Genomic DNA, 17,867 nt, shown 5'->3' with positions numbered 1-17,867 from the left:
ACACTTTGAACACATTCGCGCAAAGTGTTCAAGCGTGAAGCTTGTGAAGACGACGGGCCCGCGCGGTGAGGTACCCGAGCCGATCGTCGCGGCCGTTGCGCAGACCCTGGTCCGCTCCGGAATTCAACGTTTCAGCCTGTCGGCCGCGGCCGACGAGGCTGGCGTCTCCCGCGGAACCATCTACAACTGGTTCGGTGGCAAGAAAGAGGCCATCGACGTCGCCGTCGGCTTCATCGCCGGTGCCTTCATCGAGCTGTTCGCGGGGGCGGTGAGCGCCAAGACCACCCTGACCGACCAGGTTGGGGAGGCGGCGGTACGCATCAGCGACCATCGAGCGTGGTCCGATCGCCTGGACCCGACGCTGCACGTGTCCAACGTGTTGGAGCTGGTGCTCGACGAATGTGGTGATGACCTGATGCGCCGGTCGGTCGAGTTTTGGGCGCCGCAGGTCGAGGCTGCCAAGGAACGCGGCGAGATCGGTGAGGATGTCGACGCCACCGAAGGCGCCGAATGGATCATGCGAACGCTGATGAGCATCGAAGTGCTGCCTGCCATCTCCGTGAATCTGAAGGACCCGGCCGTGGTGCGCGACTACTTCTCTCGATTCGTCCTGCGTGGACTGGCATGAGCGACATCGACTGTCAGGTGGCGATTGTCGGCGCCGGTCCGGGCGGTATCGGCGCCGCGCACTACCTGCGCGAACAGGGTATCGACGACTTCGTGATCCTGGACCGTGCCGAGGATTTCGGTGGCACCTGGCGTGACAACACCTATCCGGGCCTGGGCGTAGACATTCCGGTGCTGTTCTACCAGTTGAGCTTTGCGCGAACCGGTCGGTGGAAAAAGCTATTCGCCGACGGCGCCGAAATCCAGCGTTATCACCTGTCGGTGGCAGAAGAACTCGGGTTGCGCACGCACTTTCGGGGAAGCAGCGCCGTCACCGCGGAACGCTGGAACGAGGACGGCGGACACTGGGAGCTCACCGTAGCCGGGAAGCCGGGCATTCGGGCTCGGTACGTCATCAGTGCGGTAGGCGGATACATCGACACCAAACCCGGGCCCGATATCCCCGGCCTCAGCGACTTCCGCGGCAGAACCATGCGACCCAATGCGTGGGACCATACCTACGATTACACCGGTAAGCGTGTCGGGGTGGTCGGCACCGGTTCCAGCGGCATCCAGATTGCCCCCGCTGTTGCCGGCGCAGCGGCGGCGGTCACGACATTCCAGCGCACCCCCGCATGGATTATTCCTAAACCCAACCCCGACCTCTCGCCCCGCGCCCAGCAGATGCTGAGTGCGCCGTTCGTGCTGACAGTCCTCAACGCGCTGATCGTCGGAGCCATGGACGCCGCACAGGCGGTGCTGTTCCATCTGCTGCCGCTGTTGCCGGAACCCTTGTTGCGCTGGATGATTCCCCGCTACGACGATATGGCGCGGCGGTGGTACCGCAAGCTGCTGGCAGGCACCGTCAGAGACCCCGCGTTGCGTGACGCCCTGATGCCCGGCTATGGGATCCTGGCGCGACGCACCGTCTTATCCAGCGACTTCCTGCAGGCCGTCGATGCCGGAAAGGTGCGGCTGGTTACCGACCCCATCGTGCGCGTCACCGCAACCGGCATCGAGACAAGGGACGGCACACATCATGATGTCGACCTCTTGGTGTTGGCGACCGGCTACGAGATCTACACCGACCCGGAGCACTACAAGCCCGGAACTGTTCGGGGCCGTAACGGGTTTGACCTGGGCGAGTATTACCGCGACCACGAGATGCGGACCTATGGCGGCTCGGCGCTACCGGGCTTGCCTAACCGGTGGGTGTTGGTGGGCCCCGAGGGCAATCAAGGTCAGGGATGGCACGCCATGGTGGAGGCCAATGCGCGCCACGCTGCCCGTGTCATCGCGGCGTCCAGTCGCAGCCGCCGCGAGGTCGCGGAAGTGAGGCAACAGGCATTCGACAAGTGGGTGCGCCGGATGGCCCGTCAGGGTAAGGCGATTCGCCTGTACGCCACCGACTGCCAGCCACCGCTGAGCACCTACTTCGTCAACTCCAAGGGCGAGGCCCGCTACTACCGGCCCCAGACGGTGAGTGAAATGAACTGGTTCTCAAAGCATTCACCACTCTCCGACTATTCGTTTCGTCCCGTCCCCCTGAAAGCAAAGGTGCTTCATGAGCAATCAGCCTGACAAGCCGCTCGCCGGGCGCGTCGCCTACATCACCGGGGCGGGCCGCGGCCAGGGCCGCGCGCACGCCATTCGGCTCGCCGCCGACGGAGCGGACATTGTGGCCATCGACACCTGCGACAAGCCTTCGCCCTACAACGAATACCCGGCTACCACTGCCGACGATTTTGACGAGACCGTGACGGCGGTTCGGGAGCTGGGTCGCGAAATCATCGCCGAGCGCGTCGACGTGCGCGACCTCACGGGGCAGCAGAAAGTGATCAATGAGGCGATCACACGATTCGGCCGCCTCGACATCGTGGTCGCCAATGCGGGAATCGCGAGCTGGGCGCGGCTGTGGGAGATCGAGGCCGATCAGTGGCGCGACGTTATCGACGTCAATCTGACCGGTGTGTGGAACACCATCAAGGCGGCGGTCCCCGCGATGATCGAAGCCGGCAACGGCGGGTCCATCATCACGGTGAGCTCCTCTGCGGGGATCAAGGCCATGCCGGGCTGCGGCCATTACGTGGCCGCCAAGTTCGGTGTGGTGGGGCTGACGAATTCGCTGGCGGTCGAGCTGGGGGAGTACGGGATTCGGGTCAACTCCATCCACCCCTACGGAACCAACACGCCGTTGGCGGCCGATGAGTTGGTGCTGCGGATGTTCGAGAAGCACCCGGCATACCTGCAGAGCTTCAGCCAGACGCTGGTGGACAACGACAGGCTTGTCGAACCCGCCGAAATCGCCGAAGTGGTGGCCTGGCTCGCCGGCGATGCGTCCGGCGTCATGACCGGAGCTCAGATTCCCGTCGACAAGGGGTATCTGAAGCGATGACCACATGCCCGTTCGTGCCCGGGTTCGATTTCACCGACCCGGACCTCATCCAGCAGCGCATCCCCGTCGAGGAGTTCGCATACCTGCGTAAGACCCAACCCGTCTGGTGGAACGCCCAGCCCAGGGGAGTGGCCGGATTCGACGACGACGGCTACTGGGTGGTATCCAAACACGTTGACGTCAAGGAGGTATCGCGGCTCAATGACGTGTTCTCCAACAGCGTGAATACGACGGTGGTGCGCTACAACGAGGACATCACCGCCGAGCAGCTCGACATCCAGCGCGAGAACCTGCTCATCGACATGGATGAGCCTAAACATCGAGTCCTGCGGCGCATCGTGTCGCCACTGTTTACGCCCAAAGCCGTCAACGGACTGCACGAACGATTGGTCACGCGTGCCAGGGACATCGTGGAGGCCGCCGCCGAAAAGTCCAGCGGTAATTTCGTGTCCGATATCGCCTCGGTGCTGCCCATGCATGCCATCGCGGACCTGGTGGGCATCCCCGAATCGGATCGTCAGCAGGTGCTGGACTGGACCAACCAGATGTTCGCCTACGACGACCCGGCCATCGGGAAAGATACCGCCACCACCGCCACTGTCTCCATGTTGGGCTACGCCTACGCGATGGCCGAAGAGCGGCAACTGAATCCGCGCGATGACATCCTCACCGGCCTCGTTCAGGGCGCGTACGACGATCGCCCGCTCACCCCACTGGAGTTCGCCTACTTCGTCATCCAGCTCATGGTCGCGGGCAACGAGACCTCACGCAACGCCATCACACACGGCGTGTTGGCCTTCGCCGACAACCCCGCGCAATGGGAGCTGTACCGGGAACGGCGCCCGCAGACCACCGCCGACGAGATCATCCGCTGGGCCAGCCCCATCATCGCCTTCCAGCGCACTGCGCTGCAGGATGTCGATCTCGGAGGTGTGCGGATCCGGAAGAGTCAGCGCGTGGGAATGTTCTACGCGTCGGCCAACTTCGACGAGGAGGTGTTCGACGACCCGTTCACCTTCAACATCGAGCGTGACCCCAACCCGCACCTCGCCTTCGGTGGTCACGGAATTCACTACTGCCTCGGCGCCAACCTCGCCCGGCTGGAGATCGGCATTATGTTCGACGCCGTGGCGGACAGGCTGCCGGATCTGATGCCGACCGGTGAGCCCATCCGGTTCAGGTCAGGGTGGATCAACGGTGTCGTTTCCCTGCCTGCGAGTTACCTCGGGTAGACATCGTGCGCAACCGCTACGCTGGGCAACCCTTTTCCACCTCTAGGCGGGAGATCGCCGCTGCCCTGGAGGATGTGAGCATCCCGACGCTGCTGCTGTCACTGGTGCATATCACCGGCGATCCGCGGTACATCCGGGAGTTCAAGCAGGCGGCCACCTTCCTCAACGAAGTCCAGGGCTTCATGTCCGAGGAGGACAAGGCGAGGGCCCGGCAGGTGGCGCTCGCGGTGCTCGTGGACTATCGCGATCGGGGATGCCCGGAGCCGGAGCCATTGGATGCCGGCATCGTGCGGGAGATGATGAATTGGACGGCCTGTGAAGAGGTTCCCGAACACTACCGGTCGTTGGTTCTGGAGGAGCTCGATCTGGAGGGCGTCGATCCGCGACGCGCCACGCCGCTGGATTCGGAGCAGACGGACAGCTTGCCCGTCGTCGTGATCGGTTGCGGTGAGTCGGGGATCTTGGCCGGAATCAGGCTCGCGCAGGCCAACATCCCATTCACCATTGTCGAAAAGAACGCAGGCCCTGGCGGAACCTGGTGGGAGAACACATACCCGGGTGCTCGTGTGGACGTCGCGAATCACTTCTACTGCTACAGCTTCGAGCCGAGTGACTGTTGGAGTCACTACTTCGCCCAACAGCCCGAGCTGCGCGACTACTTTCAGGAGGTTGTCGACAGGCGCGGTCTCGGTGAGCATGTGCGATGGGAGTCCGAGGTCGAGTCGGCGAGCTGGGATGAGCAACACGGGCACTGGAACATCCGCGTACGTACGAAAGAGGGTGCGATACAGGAGCTTGCGGCTCGAGCGGTCATCAGCGCGGTGGGTCAGCTCAACCGTCCCAGCATCCCGCACTTCGACGGTGCCGGGACCTTCGCGGGCTCTGCCTTTCACTCCGCGCGGTGGGACGGCTCCGTAGATCTGGCCGGGAAGCGTGTGGCTCTCATCGGAGCTGGCGCCAGCGGATTCCAGATCGCGCCCGCCATCGCCGAGACCGTAGAGCACCTGACCGTCTTCCAGCGCACCCCGCAATGGATGTTCCCCAATGCCATGTACCACGACCACGTTGAGGACGGAGTGCGGTGGGCCATGAAGCATCTGCCGTTCTACGGGCGCTGGTACCGGTTCTTGCTCATGTGGCCCGGTGCGGACAAGGGGCTGGATGCTGCCGAGATCGATCCCGACTACCCCGACCAGGATTACGCGGTGAGCGGGATCAACGCCGCCGCACGAATGATGTTCACCGACTGGATAACCCGCCAGGTCGAGGGTGACGAGCAACTGCTTGCTCAGGTGTTGCCCGACTACCCGGCTACGGGTAAGCGCACGCTCCAGGACAACGGCAGCTGGTTACGAACCCTCCGGCGCGGCAATGTCGCGCTGGTACGCACACCGATTGACCGAATCGAGCCGGACGGCGTCGTCACCGGGGACGGTGCGGTCTACCCCGCCGATGTGATCGTGTACGCCACGGGATTTCGGGCCACCGAGGTGTTGTGGCCGATGCGGATCACGGGACGCGGCGGCGTCGAGCTGCGCAGCATGTGGGGGGAACGGCCGTACGCGCATCGCGGCATCACCGTTCCGGGGTTCCCCAATTTTTTCATCCTCTACGGCCCGGGAACGCACCTGGCCCACGGTGGGAGCCTGATCTTCCAGTCCGAACTGCAGATGCGATACGTCACGCAATGCCTGGAACACCTGGCGACCGACAGCACCCTGGCGATGGAGCCGAAGCCACGGGCGGCGGCCGAGTGGCATCAGCGCACGCAGGACCAGATCAAGAAGATGGTGTGGTCACACCCTGCCGTCGAGCACTCCTACTTCAAGAACGCGGACGGCGAGATACACACTGTCAGCCCCTGGCGATTGCCCGAGTACTGGCACGCCGTCCGGCGTCCGGACTGGTCCGAGTACGTCTTCACCAGTGCCGGAGGGCCCTGACCTGCGGCGTCCTCGGCACAGTGTGAGTGCGACCGCAAGGGTCTAACTTTACTTTTCTCCCCGATCCGTAAGCGGTAGCATCGCGGCATGTCCGAACACTTTGACGTGCTCATCGTCGGCGCCGGTATCTCCGGCATCAGCGCGGCCTGGCACATTCAGAACCGCTGCCCGTCCAAGACCTATGCGGTGCTTGAGGCCCGCGACGATATGGGCGGCACCTGGAATCTCTTCAAGTACCCAGGTATCCGGTCCGATTCGGACATGTACACGCTGGGCTTCCGCTTCTCACCGTGGAACGACAGCCGCACCCTGGCGGATGGTCCCTCCATCCTCGACTACGTGCACAAGACCGCGGCCAATTCCGGCATTGACGGACACGTCCGGTATCGGCACAAGGTCGTCGGGGCGGCGTGGTCCACCGAGACTCAGCAGTGGACCGTTCAGGTGGATCTTGATGGTAAGACCGCCGAGTACACCTGCTCCTTCCTGTTCTGCTGCAGCGGCTACTACGACTACGACCAGGGTTACTCGCCGGAGTTCCCGGGCGTCGCCGACTTCAAGGGCACCGTGATCCACCCGCAGCACTGGCCCGAGGACCTCGACTACAAGGGCAAGAAGGTCGTGGTGATCGGCTCCGGCGCCACCGCGGTGACCCTGGTTCCGGCGATGGCGCCCGATGTCGGACACATCACGATGCTGCAGCGTTCACCCACTTACATCCTGTCGCTGCCGAACGAGAACCCGATCATCAACGGCCTGCGGAAGATATTGCCGCCCAAGGTCGCCTACCCGATCGCGCGGTGGATCAACATCGGCCAGCTGATCTTCAGCTACCAGGCCAGCCGCAAGTTCCCGAAGGCTGCGCGGCGGATCATCATGCAGCAGGCCAAACTTCAGCTGCCCAAGGGCTATGACTACAAGACCCACTTCGGCCCCAAATACAACCCGTGGGACGAGCGTCTCTGCGTGGTGCCCAACGGCGACCTGTACAAGACGATCCGCAAGGGCAAGGCCGACATCGTCACCGATCACATCGAGACGTTCGACGAGACGGGCATCAAGCTCAAGTCGGGCAAGCATCTCGACGCCGACATCATCATCACCGCGACGGGTTTGAACCTGAAGTTCTTCAGCGGCGTCATCCCGACGGTAGATGGTGTGCCCGTGGATCTGCCCGCGCAGACCGTGTACAAGGGTGCGATGCTCACTGGCATCCCGAACATGGCGTTCACCATCGGGTACACCAACGCCTCGTGGACGCTCAAGGCGGATCTCGTGTCCGAGTATGTCGGCCGGCTGCTGAACTACATGGACGAGAACGGTTATGTCACGGCGGTTCCCGAGCTCGCCGACGAGACGCTCGAGAAGCAGCCGTTCATGGACTTCACCCCGGGGTATGTGCTGCGCGCGCTGGAAGAACTGCCCAAGCAGGGCAACAAGCACCCGTGGCGTTTGAAGCAGAACTACGCCTATGACGTCGGGATGATGCGGCGTAGCCGGATCGCCGAGGGCATGCGCTTCGGCAGGAAGAAGGCCGCGGCCGAGACCGCACCGGTGGCCGTTAACGGCTAGACCATTGCTGCGGAACGGCCGGGTGTTGCTTGTCGACGCCCGGCCGTTCCGCGTCGTGGCCGAAGCATCGCGGACACTATTCCTGTTCGGGTGCAGCCTGATTCGCACTCGCGGCGATCAGCATGGGAAGCATCGGCCGCATGGGCAGCAGCCGTTGCACGGCGGCCAGGAGTCGTTCGGTCCAGTCGGTAGTCGACGTGGGGTCTTTGATGCTGTCGATGGCCACTCCCTGCCCGACCGCGACGCACAGGCGGGCGAGGTCCTGCACGCTCGCCTCGGAAAGTTGGAGATCGCCGTCGAGCTGCGCTATTGCGCCGGCAACGTGGTCCAGCATGGTCTTGTCGCGGGCCGCGAGTTCCTCGTTCAGCGTCGAATTATGGCGGGCTACCAGGGCGAGCTCGATCTTCAGCAGTGCCCAGCCGGTGTCACTGAGTGATTGCTCAATCCAGTCCTGAAATTTCTCGAGGCGATTCTCTGAAGAAGCTTCACCAAGCGCTTGTCGGTAGTTTTCCAGAACTTGTTCGGAGTGGCGGTCGATGACCTCCAGCGCCAAGGCTTCTTTACTCGGGAAGTTTGAGTACACGGCGCCACGGCTGTAGCCGGCATCTTCGGCCACCTGTTCGTTCGACGTCACCGCAAAACCCTGCTGCAAGTAAAGCTGAGTCGCGGACTCCACGAGGCGGGCCTTTGTCTGAGCCTGAGCCTCAGAGCGAGTCAATCGTTTGGCCACGACCGTTGAGTCTATGCGCTCGGCTCCGCGCACCAGGAGAATCCGGTCTCGCGACGCCGAGGTACGGTCGGGCCATGACCTGCTGCGGGGTGATGACCTGACCGAGCTCTTGACCGACATCGCCGATGGGGTGGCGACGCTGACCCTGCACGGCCCGGCGACGCGCAACGCATTCACGGCCGAAGTGGGTCGTGCGCTGGGCGCGGCCTATCGGCGGCTCGATGACGACCAGGCCGTGCGTGTCATCGTACTGACGGGCACGGCGCCGGCATTCTGCAGTGGGGCTCAGATCTCGGTGGGTGCGGAGACTTTCGCCGCCCCGGACAATGCTGACTTTTCGGCGTCACCGGTGCGGCCGGCCGCCTTCGAGCTGAGCACTCCCGTGATCGCCGCGGTGAACGGGCATGCCGTCGGTATCGGGATGACACTGGCACTACACGCCGACATCCGCATCCTCGCCGAGGAAGGTCGCTATGCGATACCTCAGGTAAGGTTCGGAGTAGCGCCGGATGCCATGGCGCACTGGACGTTACCGCGGTTGGTGGGTACGGCGGTGGCGGCCGAACTGCTGCTCACCGGTGCGACATTCTCGGCCCGCAGGGCCGTCGAGACGGGTCTGGCCAACAGAAGTCTGCCCGCCGAACGGGTGCTCGCCGCCGCGCTGGAGATGGCTCGCGATATCGCGGCCAATGTCGCGCCGCAGTCCGCGGCGCGGACCAAACGGCTGTTATGGGACGCACAGATGACGGGGATGTCGCCCGCCGAGGTTGCGGCGCGGGAGACGAGCGATCACCTGCGGCTGATGGGCTCGCCGGATGCGGCCGAGGGCCCGCGTGCGTTTACCGAACGTCGAGCCCCACGCTGGAGTGGCCACGGGTAGCACCGCAGCGTGCCAGGGCTTGAATCGCGGGCCTCGCGCGCCTCACCCATATTTGGGTACATTACGTAACCAGATGATCACGGTGGTCATGGGATGGAGTGCATCGTGGGACGACACAACCGGCCCTCCGCCGTTGGGGATGCGCCTGCTCCGGACGAACGGCAGTCCGATGCTGACTGGACCGCCGATTTCGTCTGGGACAGCGACACCCCCGGGACATCTCGCGCGGTAGGTGAGTCTGACGGTGCTCTCGCCCCGACACCGCCGCCCTGGTTCAGGGGCTGACCGGGCCGAGGAGCCTATCCAGGTATTCACCGCTGAACACGCCCTCGGGGTCGAACCGGGCGCGGACCTCTTGGAATGTCTGCCATTCCGGGTAGCGCTCGCTCAGCTGCGCGGCGGTGAGGGTGTGCCGCTTACCCCAGTGTGGGCGGCCACCCAGCCCGATCAGGATGGGTTCGAGATCGTGGAAGTACGACTCCCACGGACCGTGAATCGTCTGATGCACTGCGAGGTAGACGCTTTCGCGGCCATGGGCCGGTGCCAGTAGTGCGTCATCAGCCTGGGTGAAGCGGACCTCCAACGGAAAGGCCACCCGATGACGGTTCTGCTCAATGGTGGACAGGGCAGTCTGGATGGCATCGCGGGCATTCTCCAGGGGAAGCGAGTACTCCATCTCGGTGAACTTCACCTTGCGGGGGCTCGCGAACACCGCAGCACTCTCATCCTGTGACTCATTGGAACCAGCAAGATTGGCAACGAATTTCGATATGTACGGGGCGGCAGCCGGCACACGCCCGGCCATCCACATCAGCGCGCCGAGCGCGCCGTTCTCCACCAGATCGCGCTCCACCCAATGCCGCACCGGATGGCGAGGCCAGGGGTTCTCCTCGGTGCGTGCCGACTGTAGCAACAAGACCTTTCGCGTGTGCGGAAAGAGGTACAGCTCAAGGTGATCGGTATCGGCGAGCAACGTGGGCAGATCGGCCAGCACGGTGTCCAGATCGTGCACGGACTGGCGGCGGTGCAGTCGGAAGGCCGGAACGCATTGCAGGGTGAACTCGGTGACCACGCCCAGCGCACCCAATGAGATCCGTGCGGCGCGCAACTCATCGCCAGCGGCGATCTCGTGAGTAGTGCCGTCGGCAGTCATGATTCGCATCGAAACGATGGTCTGCGAGATGTTGCCGTACCGCAGGCCCGTCCCGTGTGTTCCGGTAGCAGCGGCCCCGGCGAGTGTCTGGGCGTCGATATCGCCGAGGTTCGGCAGGGCCAATCCGTGCCGCAATAACCTGCGATTCAGATCATGCAGGGTGATACCGGCCTGCACCCGCACCCGGTCTTGCTCGTCCACTGATATCAGTTGCCGCAGTTCCGAGATGTCCACCTGCACGCCGTCGGTGACACACAGCTCGGTGAAGGAATGCGACGAGCCGACCGGCCGTACCGTCCGCCCGGCAGAGCGCCTGAGGGCGAACGCCAGCTCCTCCTCGGACCGTGGGCGAACCACTAGTCCTGGTGCACAAGATGTTTGACCACTCCAGTTGTGCCACTCGCTCACAGGAACATCATTCCCTCGCCGCGATAGGTGGACACCGATCCCGCATGCTGAGCGTCCTCGACGAGCTGCAGTTCGGTGAAGTGTTCACAGAGCTCGCCGGCCTTGGCGTGCCGGAACCACACCACATCGCCGATCTTCAGCTCCCGCGCGCCGCGCAACGGCGTCTGAACCTCCCCGGCGCCTTCGGATGGGTCAAAGGACAAACCCCTGGGCCACGAGGGCGCCGGCACGCGACTTGCCCCGGCGGGGCCACTGGCTATGTACCCGCCGCCCAGTACCGTGGCCAGCTCGGGTGCTGGTTTGCGCACCACCGGCAACGCGAACGCGGCGGCTGGATCTAGCCGCAGACTGCGGTAGTTGTCGAAGAGAGCCGGAGCGAAGAAGCCCGACCCGGCTGCCAATTCGGTGGCGAATCCCAGTCCCGCGATGCGCGCCAGGCTGCCGGTACCTCCGGAGTTCACCAGCTCGAGCGGTGGTGCCCCGGCGGCACGCAGCCGCGCGGTGACCGCGTCCAGCACCCGGGGGAGACGCTGGCCGAGATCGCGCAGCGAGGACGCCTGCATGCCGCGAACCGCCAACTGGTACCACGGGTTTCCCGGGACGATGTCGCCCACGCCGGCGATCTGCCCGTCGTAGGCCATCACAGCCGCCAGCCGCAGTCCGGGGGTGGCGCACACCAGATCGGTGAGAGCGGCCGCCTGCTCGGGGGTGTGCACCGGTGATCGCTTGGGCCCCAGGTGCACCGGACCGTTGAGGGGACGCCACCCGGCATCGATATCCAGGCACACCGGGATCGGCGCGTTGGTCTCTTGCGAGATCGCCGCGAGCAGATCCACGTGATCGGCGGAGTCGATTAAGGGGCGGATGACTGAGCGATGCCGGGCCGCCGTGGCCAGGGCCCCCCGGTCGACACTGGGGTAGGCGATCAGTAGATCGTCCACGCCAGCGTCGGCGAGATGCACGGCCTCTGCGGGGGTGAAGGCGAGCACCCCTCGAAAGCCTGGTATCTCCAAAAACTTTCGAATCAGTGCGGTACTGCGTATCGACTTGCTGGCCACCCTGATGGGTAGACCGGAGGCGGCGGCGACCAGCGACGCGGCGTTGGTCCGCACCGCGTCCATGTCGACCGCGGCCAGCGGTACAGGTGCCCCCCGCAGCGCCTCGGCCAGCCTCCGCACCGACATCAGGCCGGAACCACGACTACGCCGTCGTGGTCGGCGTAACAGATCGCCCCCGGCGTGAAGTCGATGCCGCCGAAGCTGACGACGACATCGCGCTCCCCTGCGCCGGTCTTGCTGCCCTTTCGCGGGTTGGTACCGAGGGCCTTGATGCCGATGTCCATGGTGGCCAGCTCGGCGCTGTCCCGAACCACTCCGTTGATCACCAGACCCGACCACCCGCTGTCGACGGCGATCCCCGCGATGATGTCGCCGACCAGCGCGCAATGCAGCGATCCGCCACCGTCGATCACCAGCACGCCACCCGAACTAGGCTCTGAGAGAATGGATTTCAATAGAGCGTTGTCATGGTGGCAGCGCACCGTGGTGATGACCCCGGCGAATACCGGCCGCGCGCCGAACTGCGCGAGCTGAAGATCGCAACTGGCCATGTCGATGCCGAGCTCATCTCCCAGGTCGGCGGTCGGGCGGGGCGTGATCGGTGCTGTCGTCATACCCCAAGCCTATTCGTCGGGCTCCGCTGCCGGGTCTGGTGCATAGGCAATCACGACATCTCGCAGCCATTGCGCCAGACCCGGCTCGGCGCCGTCGTAGTACGCCCGGAATCGATCGTCAGCGACGTACATTTCGGTGAGGCACAGCTGCATCTGTGGAGTGCAGTCGTAGTGCGCCTCGATACTCCGCCGGTGTGCCTTCGCTAGCGCGTTGGCCTGCTCTGATCCGGGTCGCACGCCCTGGCGTTTCGCGGCTGCGAGGTCGGCGAGCAGTTGATCAGCCTCGGCCTTGATCCGGATCCAGTCCGCCTTGGTGTACTGGGCGGCTCTCGCCCGGCTCTGTTTCCAGGCCGTGGTGTCACCCCAGCGCTGCTGCGCCTCGTCGGCGTATTCGTCTCCGAATCTGGTGGTGCCGAAGATTTCGATCTGCTCCTCGACGGACAGCCGAATACCGCTCTGGCGAGCGTTCATCATGTTCTCCACTGCCGCGACCATGTGGTGCAAGCGGTCGATTCGGTCCAGTAGCAGTACACGCTGGCGCTGCAGGTGTGCGTGCATATCGATGTCCGGATCGTCGAGCAGGGACGCTATCTGCTCGAGGCAAAATCCCACCTCGCGATAGAGCAGCACCATATGGAGCCGCTCGATATCGGTATCGGTGTATCCGCGGTAGCCGGCCTGGGTGCGGGCACTGGGCACCACGAGACCGATCTCGTCATAGTGGTGCAGTGCCCGGACCGAGAGGCCGGTCAGATCGGATACCCGACCCACCGTCACCAGGTTGGGTTCACTTGTGTCTTCGTTCACGTTCGACACTGTGCGGCCTCCCGTGACGTGAGGGTCAAGCCCTTATCTCGTGACGGCGGCACCGGATCCGATCAGTCCAGTTCGACGGAGTCCTCGCGGCGACGCCGGCGCCGAAGCAGCAACACGACGAAAATCGCGAACGCGGCACCGAATGCGATTTTCAGGTTCGGTGATTGCCGGCCCACTTCAGGTGCCGGGCCGGGAATCGGTGGCGGCGCCGAATCGACCGCCGACTTCGCCTGTGCGGCGGCCTCCCGGGCAGCTGCCGCGAGGTCGGGCTGGGCAGGTTCTGGCGTGGGCGCCACTGGTTTGGGGGCCTCGACAACGGGCTCAGGGGTCGGCGCGGGTGCCGCCGCTGGCGCAGGTTTCGGTACCGGTGGGGCGGCGGGCGGCTTCGGGGCTGGGGCTGCGCCGGACCCGGGTTCGGACTTGGGACCCGACTTCGGGGGTGCCGACGAGCCGGCGGGCCGTTTGGCGGGCGCGCGCTTGGCTGCTGGACGTTTCGCGGCCTTCGCGGGGCGAGCCGGTGTCGCGGGCTTTGATGCCTCGCCGCCAGCGGGCTTCTCCGGTGTCTGGTTGGGCTCGTTAGCCGAATTGTCCTGGTCCGCCATGCGCCTGCTCCTTCGCAAGTTTCGGTCGTCCTGGGTGTTCGTGGCGCGCTCGCGGCCACGATGGGCGGCTTACACCCGAATCTCTGCCGCCCCGCCGTTGTCCATCATGCCGTCACACCGGAAAAAGGCCAGTGGCCCCCTCCCTGGTTAGGACTGACGACGCTGAGTCCAGATGAGTGCCGCACCTACGGAGACCACCACAGCCACCACAAATGGCCACATAGGCAGGTCGCCATCGGTCGGATTCGCCGAAGGTGCCGGAGCGGAAGAATTCGTGCCCGACGGCTGCTGCGACATCGCCGGCGCGCCCGCGGAGGCGGGTGCACCGGAGCCGGTGATGGTGAACTGCCAGGATCCGTCGACCGGATGGCCATCCTCGGAGATCACCCGAAAGTTCACCGCGTACTTGCCGGCCGGTGCTCCCGGTTTCATCCCGACCGAGATCGTCGCACCGGACACCACCGGATCGCCGACCTGCCACTGGTCGGTCTTGGCGTCTGGCCCGATGATCGTCATCGCGGAAAAACGCTTCTGCAGTGGTTCGTTGAAAGTGGCACTGACCTGGGCGGGAGATCCGGATAGCACGGAATTTTCGGCAGGATCGGAGGACACCTTGACGGCGTGTGCCGCCGCCACACCCGGCACCGCCAGGCCCAGCGCCAACACGATGAAGGCCGACAAGAACACCGACACCGACTTGCGTAGAACCGTCATCACTGTTGCCTCCGCCGATTTGCCACCGCAAGCACGAGCGCGACGGCACCGAGGATCAGGCCGATGCCGCCGAACCAGCGGGCCGTCTTGTCCGGATGTGCCGCGCTCTGCGCGGAATCATGAGTTGCCGACACCTGCGGGGCGTGCGCCGAGTGTCCGTCGTGGTCGGCCTTGCTTTGCGTCAGGTCGAGTATGGGTGCGGGGTGCTCCGGCTCGGCGCCGCCGGGCTGGGCCTGCTGATCCCATGTGACGACCTGACCGTCGGCATAGGTCTGTGTCGCGGGGAAGGCCACCGACTCGGTATCGGGGAGCTTGACGCGCACCCGGAACAACGCGAACTGGTCGGGCCCAATCCCGTTGCCCGGGACGGCCTTCCATGTCACCGATCTGACCGTGCCCTTAGCGGCGTCTCGATCCACGGTGCTGGTCCAGCCCGGCAGCAGCTCGGTGCTTGCCGAACCGACATCCGGCAGCTGGACGGTCAATGCCGTGGTCAGCGCCTTGCTCTGGGACTCGTTGGGAACGGAGAACTCCAGCGTCGCGTAGCCACCGCGGGCAGTGTTATCCGTGGTCACGCGCACGTGGGCGGACGCCGGAATAGCGAGCGCCATCACCGCGGCGGCCGCCGCGGTCGATGCCGCGATCAGTCGGGGGAACATGCGCATGGATTACCTCACTCCGAGTCGGGCAAGCAGATCAGCGTCGATGCCGTCGAGCTCACGGGCGATGGCGGCATGGGCCGCGCGCCTGCGGGTCGGTGGCATGTGCTCGGAGGCCCCTACTGCGGTACCCAACTCTTCCAGCCGCGCACGGACTGCCGAGGTGAACTTCTTGGTCTCTGCATCCTTGGGTGTCCGGTCGAGTACGGCCTGGAGGGATTGCTCAGCGCCGGCGATACGGGCCGACAGCTCCGCTCCGAACCCTGAGTACTGGCCAAGCTCTGCCAGCGGTATGCCAAGGCGATCGGCGCGCCGCTGATCCAGCACCCCGCGGACCGCGATGGCTCCCTTGTACAACACCGGCAAGAGCACCGGAGCTAGCAGCCGCACCACTGTGAGGGTGCGCTTGATCCGGGTCGGCGAGAGCAGCTTGCCCTCGCGTACCGCCTTGAGCTGGTCCTGGGCGATCTGCCGCTGAGCCTTCAACGTCGCGAGCTCCGTCTTGCGCGAATCGCGCCGGGCGGCGGACTCCGAGCGCGCCTGCATGAGCATCCGTCGCCGGTCGTTACGCGCCGCCAATCTGGCTTCGAGCTTGGCCTTCGCCTTCAGAGCCCGAGCCTCGGCGCGTTTCGTCGAGCGGCTCTTGCGGCTGGTGAGAAAACCCATCCCAGCGGCCTCCGTTCATCGCGTTGCGAGTGTGGCGCTAACCCTAGCGCGCCGACCCGCGCTGGCCCCGTGCGGATGGGGCCCCGTATTTACGTGGTCGCGCCGCACGCTGCAAAGGTTCCCGGCAATCCCCAGCGAAGTCCTGTAAGCGGCCATTCCGGCGGTGCAGGGGGAACATGAGGTGAAAGGGCCCACAATTCGCGATAGATATTTGACCTCCGAGCAAATTCCCGGCATTCTGTTCGCCGTGGGGCGACATCGTGCAAAGCAGAGTAGGCGGAGCCAGCAGCTGAAGCGTGCCTCGGCGCGTGCCGCTGTGGTGACGGTGCTCAGCTCGGGGACGCTCATGGGGGGATTCGGAGTTTTTGCCGTATCGACCCCGGCCGCGGACGCCAAGCCCGGCGGCGGTTCGGGTGGCGACAGCGACCACGACCACGGCTTGGGTGGCGCGATCCACAAGATCACCGGTGGCCTGCTCGGTGGCGGAGTCGGCGGAGGCGGTGGACCCGGCAGCGGGGGCACGCGCAACGCGCCCTCGTCCCCGAGCTTCGGTAAGAGCCTGCACGGCGGCGCTGGATCGGAAGGCGCTGCGGGTGGTAGTAGCAGCGATTCCTCCGCCGGCGACAAGGACAAAGGCAAAGACAAGGGCCCCGGGGCGAACGTTCCCAAGCCCGGGTCCGCCGGCGCCAATGGCAAATCGTCCGACAATGCGGCGGGCAGCCATGATTCGAGCACGAACGGTCCTGGTTCGAGCACTAGCACCCCCGGCTCCACGGGCGGTACGTCCAGTGTGGGGATCGGTGGCGGCCCCGAGATAACCCTTCCGCATTCGGGTGGTGCGGCGGGTGTCCATACCCCGAACGCCACGGCACCCACTGCTGAAAGCACTAGCGGCACAACAGCTCACACCGAAACGTCACCGACGTTGAAGGGTGCTTTGGGTTCCGTCGCCGGTGCGATGGCCCCGAAGACGCAGACCGCCACGACGCCTAAGGCCGACACCGCGACCTCGCCGCACACCGCGACCGCACCGGGCGCGACGACCACGGCGGACAGCCCCGCCTCGGGCTCTACACCAACAGGACACGAGACGTCGTCCGAGGAAGCCACAGTTCCGGGCGTCACCATCAACGTGGGTGGGCGCACGATTGTCATTTGGAAGAAAAAGCCGGGTACGTCGACGCACACACCAGGTACCGGCGGTGGATCGACGCACGAGGCGGGCGCCGGGGGCGGATCGACGCACGAGCACGAATCCGACGACCACGATCACGTGATCACCCTGCCCGGCCTTCCGGGGATCGGTGGCGTCCCGAACCCGGCCACGCCGTCGTTCGGTGGCGCGGCCGGCACCCGGAACCCGGGAGGAAACCCCGGTATTCACACCGGGCCCATAGCGCCGCCGACGGTGCCCACGCCTAAGGCTCCCGCGGTGGCGATCGCGGCACCACCCGCGCCGCCGGCCATCACGCCGCTAGCGCCGGTCGTGGCGCCGGCACCGCCCGTTGTGACCATCAAGCAGGCCGAGGGTGGCCGGGGTGGCGACGCCGTCGTGACTGCTGGCGGGTCCAAGCAACCCGAGGCCGTCACGAAGCCGATCGAGCAGTTCGTCGCGGCCGAGACCATCGCGCCGCGTACCGGCTACGGCGACTACCTCCGGCTCACGAAGACGTCCGAGATCGCCGCGGTGGCCATTCCGGGTGCCGTGGGTATCGCGATGATGACCTTCGTGGGAGGCGCCATCGGATACCGGCAAGCCAAGGCCGGGCATACCGTGCGTGCCTCCGCTGCCGCCCGCTTCCTGGAGTAGGGGAGAATC

At 65.2% G+C, this 17,867-nt stretch carries 17 protein-coding genes; 8 read left to right on the top strand and 9 right to left on the bottom strand.

Annotation, left to right across the window (positions count from 1 at the left end):
* Positions 1-34: 34 nt before the first annotated feature.
* The 6 genes from B4400_RS12760 to B4400_RS12735 all read left to right on the top strand — a co-directional run bounded on the left by B4400_RS12760 (position 35) and on the right by B4400_RS12735 (position 7,748).
* Positions 35-628: a TetR/AcrR family transcriptional regulator gene (locus B4400_RS12760; protein ID WP_078311411.1), complete on the top strand. Its 594-nt coding sequence runs from the start codon at positions 35-37 to the stop codon at positions 626-628.
* Positions 625-2,187, top strand: a complete 1,563-nt coding sequence (locus tag B4400_RS12755; RefSeq protein ID WP_078311410.1) for a flavin-containing monooxygenase — start codon at positions 625-627, stop codon at positions 2,185-2,187. The genes B4400_RS12760 and B4400_RS12755 overlap by 4 nt, the downstream gene beginning before the upstream one ends.
* Positions 2,171-3,001: a mycofactocin-coupled SDR family oxidoreductase gene (locus tag B4400_RS12750; RefSeq protein ID WP_078311409.1), complete on the top strand. Its 831-nt coding sequence runs from the start codon at positions 2,171-2,173 to the stop codon at positions 2,999-3,001. The genes B4400_RS12755 and B4400_RS12750 overlap by 17 nt, the downstream gene beginning before the upstream one ends.
* Entirely contained in the window at positions 2,998-4,233 is a 1,236-nt protein-coding gene (locus B4400_RS12745; RefSeq protein ID WP_078311408.1) for a cytochrome P450, read from the top strand. Before B4400_RS12750 ends, B4400_RS12745 begins: the two co-directional genes overlap by 4 nt.
* 5 nt (positions 4,234-4,238) lie before the next feature.
* A complete protein-coding gene (locus tag B4400_RS12740; RefSeq protein ID WP_078311407.1) occupies positions 4,239-6,176 on the top strand; it encodes a flavin-containing monooxygenase in 1,938 nt (645 codons plus the stop codon).
* Positions 6,177-6,263: 87 nt separating this feature from the next.
* Positions 6,264-7,748, top strand: a complete 1,485-nt coding sequence (locus tag B4400_RS12735; protein ID WP_078311406.1) for a flavin-containing monooxygenase — start codon at positions 6,264-6,266, stop codon at positions 7,746-7,748.
* A 76-nt stretch (positions 7,749-7,824) separates the two neighbouring features.
* Here B4400_RS12735 and B4400_RS12730 read toward each other — a convergent pair whose 3' ends face one another.
* Positions 7,825-8,478 carry a TetR/AcrR family transcriptional regulator gene (locus tag B4400_RS12730; RefSeq protein ID WP_170914989.1) on the bottom strand — a complete coding sequence of 218 codons (654 nt, stop codon included), beginning with the start codon at positions 8,476-8,478 and terminating at the stop codon, positions 7,825-7,827.
* Positions 8,479-8,575: 97 nt separating this feature from the next.
* Between B4400_RS12730 and B4400_RS12725 the strand changes: the two genes are divergently transcribed.
* Positions 8,576-9,358 carry an enoyl-CoA hydratase/isomerase family protein gene (locus B4400_RS12725; protein ID WP_078311461.1) on the top strand — a complete coding sequence of 261 codons (783 nt, stop codon included), beginning with the start codon at positions 8,576-8,578 and terminating at the stop codon, positions 9,356-9,358.
* A gap of 274 nt (positions 9,359-9,632) precedes the next feature.
* Here the strand turns inward: B4400_RS12725 and B4400_RS12715 are convergent, their stop codons facing one another.
* The 8 genes from B4400_RS12715 to B4400_RS12680 all read right to left on the bottom strand — a co-directional run bounded on the left by B4400_RS12715 (position 9,633) and on the right by B4400_RS12680 (position 16,048).
* Positions 9,633-10,919, bottom strand: a complete 1,287-nt coding sequence (locus tag B4400_RS12715; protein WP_078311404.1) for a D-arabinono-1,4-lactone oxidase — start codon at positions 10,917-10,919, stop codon at positions 9,633-9,635.
* Positions 10,916-12,103 (bottom strand): amino acid deaminase/aldolase, encoded by a 1,188-nt coding sequence (locus tag B4400_RS12710; RefSeq protein WP_078311403.1) that lies wholly within the window; start codon positions 12,101-12,103, stop codon positions 10,916-10,918. Before B4400_RS12710 ends, B4400_RS12715 begins: the two co-directional genes overlap by 4 nt.
* Positions 12,103-12,591, bottom strand: coding sequence for a ribonuclease E activity regulator RraA (gene rraA, locus B4400_RS12705; protein ID WP_078290775.1), 489 nt, complete (start codon positions 12,589-12,591; stop codon positions 12,103-12,105). Before rraA ends, B4400_RS12710 begins: the two co-directional genes overlap by 1 nt.
* A gap of 9 nt (positions 12,592-12,600) precedes the next feature.
* Positions 12,601-13,398: a MerR family transcriptional regulator gene (locus B4400_RS12700; protein WP_078311459.1), complete on the bottom strand. Its 798-nt coding sequence runs from the start codon at positions 13,396-13,398 to the stop codon at positions 12,601-12,603.
* Positions 13,399-13,469: 71 nt separating this feature from the next.
* Positions 13,470-14,009, bottom strand: coding sequence for a hypothetical protein (locus B4400_RS12695; RefSeq protein ID WP_078311402.1), 540 nt, complete (start codon positions 14,007-14,009; stop codon positions 13,470-13,472).
* Positions 14,010-14,156: 147 nt separating this feature from the next.
* Positions 14,157-14,723, bottom strand: a complete 567-nt coding sequence (locus tag B4400_RS12690; protein WP_078311401.1) for a copper resistance CopC family protein — start codon at positions 14,721-14,723, stop codon at positions 14,157-14,159.
* A complete protein-coding gene (locus B4400_RS12685; protein WP_078311400.1) occupies positions 14,723-15,388 on the bottom strand; it encodes a YcnI family copper-binding membrane protein in 666 nt (221 codons plus the stop codon). Before B4400_RS12685 ends, B4400_RS12690 begins: the two co-directional genes overlap by 1 nt.
* A 3-nt stretch (positions 15,389-15,391) precedes the next feature.
* Positions 15,392-16,048 carry a DUF6474 family protein gene (locus tag B4400_RS12680; RefSeq protein WP_078311399.1) on the bottom strand — a complete coding sequence of 219 codons (657 nt, stop codon included), beginning with the start codon at positions 16,046-16,048 and terminating at the stop codon, positions 15,392-15,394.
* A 316-nt stretch (positions 16,049-16,364) separates the two neighbouring features.
* Between B4400_RS12680 and B4400_RS12675 the strand changes: the two genes are divergently transcribed.
* Complete coding sequence (locus B4400_RS12675; protein WP_078311458.1) at positions 16,365-17,858, top strand: hypothetical protein; 1,494 nt, start codon at positions 16,365-16,367, stop codon at positions 17,856-17,858.
* Positions 17,859-17,867: the final 9 nt, after the last annotated feature.

Origin of the sequence: Mycobacterium sp. D16Q13 (genome assembly GCF_002013375.1) — a bacterium.
In the GTDB taxonomy this organism is placed as follows: Bacteria; Actinomycetota; Actinomycetes; order Mycobacteriales; family Mycobacteriaceae; genus Mycobacterium.
This window is presented reverse-complemented; position numbering and strand designations above follow the sequence as displayed.